A 6301-nucleotide genomic window follows, 5' to 3' on the forward strand; every position below is an offset into this window, starting at 1 on the left:
TGGCGTGGTGTCTGTTCTCGGTTCGGTCATTGTCCGACCTCGACCCCGAGTTCGTCGGCGGCGTACTGGATCGAGAGGAGCGCACAAGTGTCGAGATGCGGGTGCCGGCGCCGTCCTCCGATGTGAAGGACGGGTCGCCCCAAAGCGGCGTGCAACACCATGGCGCCGGCGAGGTACCAGGCGAGCAGGGTGCTGATGATCAACTGGTAGGCGCCTACGACAAGGACGGTGGCCTGGGCGCCGAGCAATCCGATCGCCAGAAGTGTGCAGCCCGCGGCGAGCATCGTGAGCACGCCGGCGAGAGCGACGTTCTCGGTGATCGCGGCGGCGGCCCCGATCCAGGTGATGACGCCGAGCACGACGAACCAGAAGCCGTAGGCGCAGGCGGCGCTGCCTCCGGCGAGGATCGGGGGAAGGACACCGAGGGCCACGAGCAGGGTGTAAAGACCGTAGGCCATCCAGAAGGAACCCCAGAGTCCGTGCATGACGGCGACGAGGGCGTCACGGGAGTGGTAGGCCCACACGCCGGCCAAGAACTGCGCAATGCCGCCCGCCGTCACAGCGCAGTAGGCCCACATGTCGGCCAGGAACTGCGCGATACCGCCAGCCGTCCGAGCGAAGGGAACAGCGCCAGAGGGAGGTTGGTGCTGCTGCGCCAGGCGGCGAGGTTGACCGCGACCATCGAGGTGGCAGCGGCGATGCCGAAGAGGCCAAGAATGGAGCGCGCGGAGACGCGAGAGAGTGTGATCATGCTTTGGCCGCGCCAGAAGTCGTGGTCAGCGGTATCAGTCCCGGCTAGGTGCAGGCTTGTTGGGGTGGTCACGTTTTCCTCCTGATGCCGTGCGGTTCCTGGTCTGTCCTGAGTTCGCGCCAACTCGATCGGCGGTGGGCGGCTGTATCTTGGCGTTCGTTGACGTACACGAGAGTGTCTCTACGCGGCTCTCGGCAATGCGCAGCACGTTTCGTCGACCCGAGTGGCGCGACGACCCGTTCGGGATGATCACGCCGTCCTGCCGTCGGTAATATTCTGAGTGCAGCCGATGCCGCGACCGTGCCGGAAAAACAGTCCGCGTGACGTCACGGGTTCGGCATCGATGATAGGCAGCGCCCTGATTGACCAATGAGGTGAATGCCAGCTCACTCTCTGGCGTCGGAGCCGCGCGTACTGCTGCTAATCAGGCCGGTGTACTGGTTTTCACTGTGGCCTGCCCTGCGTCTCAGCTGTCGATCCGCCAGCTCGATCTTGCCGTGGGCGCGTCGCGGCGCCGGTACCGGAAGTGCACGACCGTTTCCCTGAGTCTGGCGTCGGCAGGATCGAAGAGAGCAGCTCGGGCCACGGTGTGTCGAGCATCTTCGATGTGCTGCCAGTCGACGATCTCGCCATCCACGCGTATCACTGACGTGGGCGAGGCACGGGTGGCGGCGAGCACCCGACGTGCCCACGCGAGCTTGCTCGGCGCCGGTGCGAACGCCGAGTTGGTCATGCAAAGCTGCCGGGGGTGCAAACACAGCTTGCCCGTGAAGCCGAGTCCGACCGAGTGCCGCAGGTCCTCACCCAACCCGACGATGTCGTTCAGATCGACGCTGGGCCCGTCGATCGGCCCGGGCAGCCCGGCTGCGCAGCTGGCCATCACCAGTCGTGAACGTGCATACAGCAGGGCAGCCGCCCCGCCCGCGATCCCCAGCTCACGGCCCAGGCCGGGCGATCCGAACGCGAGCCGCAGCGTGCCATGAGCAGCGGCGATGCCATCCGCGTTCTCGATTCCCGCGGCTGTCTCCAGCATCGCCACGATCGTCACACCGGCGCGCAGCTGCGCTTTGACCGCCCGGACCTGATCCGCCGACTCGGTTCTCGGCAGTACGATCCCCCGCAATCCCGGGCAGGCGACGACCGCACGAAGGTCACCGCTGCAGAGGTCGGTGTCCGAACCATTCACCCGCACCCACGCGTTGCTGCCTCCGGAAAGGTGCTTCGCGACCGCGTGGCGGGCAGGTTCCACGTTCTCGGGTGCAACGTTGTTCGCCAGGTCGAGAACCACCGCGTCCGCCTCGCAAACCTCGGGTGTGCTGAACTGATCGGGACGGTCGCTGGGAAGGACCAGCCACGTGCGAGCGTCGACTCCGCTGATTCCTTTCACAGATCTCCTTCATCGATTGCGCCGAAGGAAACGGCGTCTACCTCCGGGTCGTGTTGATACAGGTGACTCCGGATCAGATTCGCTGTCGCGGCATTCAAGAAGTGCCACACGTCGCCAGCGACCCGACTACTTTCAACGAGTGCGGCGATCTCGTACTCGACCAGCACCACGACATTCTTGTCAAGTTTGCGGATGCCTGATCCGGATCGCCGGTCGCCAGCCTGCCAGATCTCGAGATAATCCTCCACGACTCAGACCTTTCGCATGAGATTGGTTGAAAGAATGGGCGCCGAGGCGACAGGGGCAACGCGCAGAGCCGCTGGCTGCCTCGTGCGGCGAGTTGCCCAAGAACAGGCACGGCGACAGTTCAGGCCGGCTCAGCAGTCAACAGACTGCAGAGCCGCTCAGACGTCAGAGTGAGTCGCCTCCCGCAGCTCCGAACCGAGAGCGGAAAGCAACTCTACTGCTGCTCGTTGTGTCCGTTTCCGCGGAAGGGTGGCCAGCATATGCACGGCAATCCGAGCGCGAGCGTGGCCCGGCGCACCCCTTCCTCGTCAGTGCAGGAAACACAGATTGGGAAGGGAACAGTCAGCTGGTCACCACAGGCGGGATTGTGTGGCCGGGACGCCGCGTGATGTCACGCCGAAGCGGTTCCATGCGTTGATGACCATGATCGCCGCGATCAGGTACGCCAGCTCCACTTCCTCGAAGTGCTTCTCGGTGATCGCATCGGTCAGCTCGATGGCTACCTATCCGACATCGAACGCGGCGCGGGCCGACGCCGCGGCCTCGGCGATGTCCTCCGGGCGCCGTCCGCGAGTCGCGCCCATGCAGTGCTGGTGTAAGGGTCCTGGGACTCGAACGTCCGGCCGGAACAGGCGTCGACGGACTTGCCGTGGGTAAAGAGCTCAGCTCCTCGAGCTGTGCTGGTTGTACGGTCATCATCGACTTCTTCCTGTCGGAGCCGACTGCTGCGCCTGGAGGCAGCTACTGCCGCGGCCCTACGTTAGGGACGGGTCGCCCATATCCGATATCCGACGACGGCGGCCCTGGATCCGTTGAGCGCAGGCGCGTAGTACTTCGCTGCGCGGATAGCGCGACGCATTCAACGGCTGGTAGGCCGAGACAAGATTGCTTAGGCTCGATCGCGAAGAGCTCGTAACGCACACGGAGATGTCGAGACGGAATGAATGTACTTTCCGAACAAACCACCGGCGCAGATACCGTAATGCCCCGCTTGACCCGTTTCCCGGTGCTGCGCACGAAGAGCTTGGACGAGGCACGTGACGCCGTCACGCGTGTCTACGTCGACCACGAGCTGACTGCGCCGAACGACGCCCTCGATATGACGCTCAACGCCGTGTCGCTTCGGCTCTTCACGCTCGGTCACCTGACGTACGAGTCCTGCGCGAAGGCCGTCCAGCCCCCGACGGGGGACTGCTACCAAGTCAATCTCAACGTCGGCGGTCGCATCTACGCCGACCGCAGTGACGGCGACCGGGCCACCACGCGCGCGCGCAGCAGCGGCATCGTGCTCTCCCCCGAGCGGCAGCACGCCGTGCGCCTGTCAGCCGACGCGCAGCAGCTGATCCTGAAGATCCCTCGACTGAGCCTGGAGAACCACCTGGGCGACCTCCTGGGCCGCCGCGTCCATGAGGTGATCGACTTCGACTTCGGCATCGACCTGACAACAGGTCGGGGCAGCACCTTGCTGGCAGCGGTTGAGTTCCTGGTACGCGAGCTCGATCGGCCAGGAGGGCTCGCGGACGTGCCGGTGGCCCGCGAGCAGCTCGAAGCGTTCGTCATGACGCAGCTGCTGCACACCGGCCGGCATCAGTTCGCCGACGAGCTGGCCGCACCGGCCGAACCGGTCCGGCACCGCCAGCTCGCACCGGTGTTGGACTACATGGAGAAACACGTCGACGAGCCGCTGACTCCTCAGGAACTCGCTCGGGCCGGCTGCATGAGCGTGCGCACCCTGCACTCTACTTTTCAGCAGGCGCTGGGCGAGTCGCCGATGAGCTACCTGCGCCGGATCAGGCTCGATCACGTCCGCGGCGAACTGCAGTGCAGCGACCCATCCCTCGTTCGGATCAGCGACGTTGCGATCAGATGGGGCTTCCTGCACCAGAGCCGCTTCGCCCAGCAATACCGCGAGCGCTTCGGCGAACTGCCACGAGAGACGCTGCGCGCAAGCGCCGGCGGAAGGCCTCAACCAGGCCCAACCCGGACGCGACACCAGCGCCGGACCGGGTCAACCGCGACCGAATCGTCGCCACGGCGGACTTACCCCCCACGTTGGAGCCGCCAGGACTAGATCGCGCTCCAACCCAACGGGTCCGACCGTAGCGAGTTTCCCCAGCAGCCAAGCCGGCTCGACCAGCACGCAGTCGGGCCACCGCGAGGCCCGGGCCGCCGCCGACACACGAGGTCGTGCCCACCGGGCAGGAACGGCTCGCAGCAGCATGTACGCCGCGTGGCGGGCCGCCACATGGTGCCGCCGCCCGAAGACCGACCGCGGCCAGCCTCGAACGCACAAATCCAGCTCGCCGACACCCCCGACCGGGCGGCCAGCTCCGCCTGCGTCAACTCCAGCCCATCGCGGTAGATGACGAGCTCGGCACCAAACCCATGGGCCAGGCGGTCCCCTTTGATCGGGACGACGACGGCCGCGCGTGCGCGCCTACTCGGCGGTTTCGGGCCCGACGAGGCCTCCACGCTGGCGACGATCGTGCCGGTCACACCACCACAGACCGCCAACGGTTTTGACGTTGTGACCAGTTGTCGGGAAGTGTTGGGCCTTTACCGGCGTCGGCCAGCCGGCGTCGATCTCCTCGATCAGCCCGAACACCCAGACCCGCTCGGCGTCCAACCGCGCGATCTCGTACTCAAGCCCCAGTCGCGGCACCCGCGACGCGTCCCGAGATGCCAGCGCGGACCGATGGCGCGCGTCGGTCGCCTGATACTGCAGCACGCAGTGGCGGACATGCAGCGCCGCGCTCGCCTCGAAGATCGGCAGGCACCCGGCGAACGACAACACGGTGACAAAGAGGGTGGAGTCCGGGTCTGTATCACCCCCTGCTTCCGGACATTCCGCCGCCCGACCGGCATATGAGCTCATCCCACAATTTCGAGCCCCTTACCGATACCGCCTAAAGCCTGCTCGACCAACTTGGGTATCGATCGAGCTATCATTTACGAGCAGGACTCCGCCTCAGTCCGGCTAGCGCCTGGTGCCACGCCGCCCGACCGCCACCTATTCGGAGCGCTCTGCCTGACCCATGGCGTCGACTGCGGTCAACAACGACGCACCCAGAAAAACGACGTCTTTCACCAAGAACTGCCCCGCAGGGGACAACCTGGGATCCATGCGCCTCTCTTCCCAAGCCTCCGGCGTTGTCGCCAGAAAGCTCAGCGTAGTGGCAAACATGCCCACGCTTGCCGCACTGCCGAGTGCTGACAGCCGAGGAGACACCGGCTTCGCCGCTATCATCGCACCGATCAAGATCTCTGTAGAACCAATGATCCTGGCGAGTTGCCGTTCGCCGAGCATGACAGCAAGGCGGGAGAATAGAGGGCTCCCATTGATCAGTGGTCGAATGTTCTCGACCTCGAACTCTTCATACTTGAGGCGGCCAATTGCCATGAGATTTAACGCCAAGCCGTAGCGAACTGTCGCCATCCCGAGCGTTTTACCTTTTCCGACGGCCATCTTACGCAATCTCACGCAGCTTCTCCTCTCACCCGCCATCACCAATCCTTCCTCGTCCGCCGGATCGTCGAGTCCCCCAAAGACCTTCTACCGATTTGCTGATACTGCGCGATACTCACCCCGCTCGCATTCAGCGTGATCGTGGGTCTGGATTAGGTTGTGTCTTTCGTGCTGTCTTCGCGGCTGCCAGCTCGGACGGCGCGGCCCGGTCCCCGGCGTGTGCCTCGCTGCGGTAGCGCTCCACCAGGTGCGGGTAGTGCAGTTCGAACGCGGGACGCTCGGAGCGGATCCGTGGCAGCTCGGTGAAGTTGTGCCGCGGCGGCGGGCAGCTGGTGGCCCACTCCAGCGAGTTGCCGAAGCCCCACGGGTCGTCCACCGTGACGATCCGGCCGTAGCGGTAGCTGCGGAAGACGTTCCAGATGAACGGGAGCGTCGAGGCACCCAGCACGAA

7 protein-coding genes and 1 pseudogene are annotated in these 6301 nt (G+C 65.2%); 1 reads left to right on the top strand and 7 read right to left on the bottom strand.

The window, feature by feature from the left end:
* Window positions 1-26 precede the first annotated feature (26 nt).
* The 4 genes from ABD743_RS24725 to ABD743_RS24740 form a co-directional block, all read right to left on the bottom strand.
* A complete protein-coding gene (locus ABD743_RS24725; protein ID WP_344724582.1) occupies window positions 27-578 on the bottom strand; it encodes an acetate uptake transporter family protein in 552 nt (183 codons plus the stop codon).
* Entirely contained in the window at window positions 557-823 is a 267-nt protein-coding gene (locus ABD743_RS24730; RefSeq protein ID WP_344724583.1) for a hypothetical protein, read from the bottom strand. The genes ABD743_RS24725 and ABD743_RS24730 overlap by 22 nt, the downstream gene beginning before the upstream one ends.
* A 394-nt stretch (window positions 824-1217) precedes the next feature.
* On the bottom strand, window positions 1218-2138 hold the full coding sequence (locus ABD743_RS24735) for an HpcH/HpaI aldolase/citrate lyase family protein (protein ID WP_344724584.1): 921 nt from the start codon (window positions 2136-2138) through the stop codon (window positions 1218-1220).
* Entirely contained in the window at window positions 2135-2386 is a 252-nt protein-coding gene (locus tag ABD743_RS24740; RefSeq protein WP_344724585.1) for a hypothetical protein, read from the bottom strand. The genes ABD743_RS24735 and ABD743_RS24740 overlap by 4 nt, the downstream gene beginning before the upstream one ends.
* Window positions 2387-3375: 989 nt before the next feature.
* Between ABD743_RS24740 and ABD743_RS24745 the strand changes: the two genes are divergently transcribed.
* The gene (locus ABD743_RS24745) at window positions 3376-4455 is read left to right on the top strand and encodes an AraC-like ligand-binding domain-containing protein (RefSeq protein ID WP_344724586.1); all 1080 of its coding nucleotides are present in this window, start codon (window positions 3376-3378) and stop codon (window positions 4453-4455) included.
* A 366-nt stretch (window positions 4456-4821) separates the two neighbouring features.
* Here the strand turns inward: ABD743_RS24745 and ABD743_RS24750 are convergent, their stop codons facing one another.
* From ABD743_RS24750 to ABD743_RS24760, 3 genes and pseudogenes are all read right to left on the bottom strand, one after another.
* Window positions 4822-5178, bottom strand: coding sequence for a hypothetical protein (locus ABD743_RS24750; protein WP_344724587.1), 357 nt, complete (start codon window positions 5176-5178; stop codon window positions 4822-4824).
* A 216-nt stretch (window positions 5179-5394) separates the two neighbouring features.
* Window positions 5395-5865 (bottom strand): DUF417 family protein, encoded by a 471-nt coding sequence (locus ABD743_RS24755; protein WP_344724588.1) that lies wholly within the window; start codon window positions 5863-5865, stop codon window positions 5395-5397.
* A 115-nt stretch (window positions 5866-5980) separates the two neighbouring features.
* Window positions 5981-6301 (bottom strand): annotated as a pseudogene (locus ABD743_RS24760) (cytochrome ubiquinol oxidase subunit I); the annotation flags it as partial.

The sequence above is a fragment of the Pseudonocardia yunnanensis genome, from assembly GCF_039534065.1.
GTDB lineage: Bacteria > Actinomycetota > Actinomycetes > Mycobacteriales > Pseudonocardiaceae > Pseudonocardia > Pseudonocardia yunnanensis.